Origin of the sequence: Microbulbifer pacificus (assembly GCF_002959965.1) — a bacterium.
Taxonomy (GTDB): Bacteria; Pseudomonadota; Gammaproteobacteria; order Pseudomonadales; family Cellvibrionaceae; genus Microbulbifer; species Microbulbifer pacificus_A.
Window position 1 is genome coordinate 1 of sequence record NZ_PREV01000037.1, and the last position, 1,240, is coordinate 1,240.

Genomic DNA, 1,240 nt, shown 5'->3' on the forward strand with positions numbered 1-1,240 from the left:
ATCCGGGCTTGTAGCATTTTGCTTCCAGTGCGAAGTCCACCTCGATGGCACTGGGTCCGCTGCCGATCTTGTAGCTTCCTATGGCATCTCTCCCTCCATCTCGCCAGGGACGCGTGATCTCGCAGGAACCAATGGCTGGCATCATAAGCTTGGCAATTGCAACAGCGCAGTACTCAAAACGTACGGGGTTTTCCTTGAACTTCCTGTAAATTGATTCCAGTATTTTCAGATCCTCGGTCTTTGCGGGGAGCTGCTGCTCTTTACTGCGGATTTCCAGGCTATGGGGTGCATAAAGAGGGGTAAATTTTCGGGATTTTACCCAGTCAAGCCAGGTTTTCGGCGCATGTGGGGAATTTACGGTAAGGCCTTCCTTGATGTCATCAATCCACTTGCGTGATACAACGGGAACATTCAAGACTGTAAAGATAGATTTATAATTCTGGAAGCGCTGGTTAGCGGAACCCTTGGCCCGCCATATCGCTACCAAATCTTCATCCGGACCAAGATCCTGGGCACCAGGAACAGCCAAGCCAAGAAATCGTACATCGCGATACTGCCCTGTTCCGCCGAACAGCAGTATTACGGGAAAGTGATCAAAGGAAGTTGAGGTATGTCGGGCATCGAACAGGTTTCTGAGAATTAAATTGCCCTTTCTCGGAGTGTCATGAATCTCGCGGACGGATTTGTTGTCTCCAAAATAAGTGAACAATCCGCTTTCAGTGTCCAGGTGATCGGGCCAGTCTGGATCATTGAAGTTTGATTTGAGCGCGAGCAGCTTGAGCGTTTCTATTTCCGGCCGCTTGCCCAGATGTCGGAAGCCGGCCCCGCTGTCTACCCCCAAAAGTTTGGGAAGTGGATCATCCGAAGCATTTCCTTCCCGGGATCCACCGTAAACACGGTCAACAATCAAGTCAGTCTTCGAAAGATTCACTTAGGATGCCAGATCTATTTCGCCCAGATGAATCTGGGAAATCTGTTTAAAAATCATTTCCATCACCGGTGAGCAAACACCATTCCCACACAATTTAACTTTTTCTCTTCTGTTACCGTGCGGAAGAGTATGTTTGGATCCTGCCCCCATGGCCTTCAGCAGTTCTGGTGGCTGTAGCATTCTTATGTACGGAGTAGTGCCATCCCAGGTTACCAGCCCAAAACGGTCCAATGTGGTTATCGTGCGAAGTGGAGCATCCAGAGATTGCCATCCCCCTGCATAATCGGAACCGTAATACACGATAATAAA

1 protein-coding gene and 1 pseudogene are annotated in these 1,240 nt (G+C 49.3%); both read right to left on the reverse strand.

Annotated elements, in window-relative coordinates; genetic code table 11:
* The coding region (locus tag C3938_RS17615; RefSeq protein WP_105104613.1) for a restriction endonuclease at positions 1 to 931 on the reverse strand (931 nt) is incomplete at its 3' end.
* Positions 932 to 1,240, reverse strand: a pseudogene (locus C3938_RS18275) (DNA cytosine methyltransferase); the annotation flags it as partial.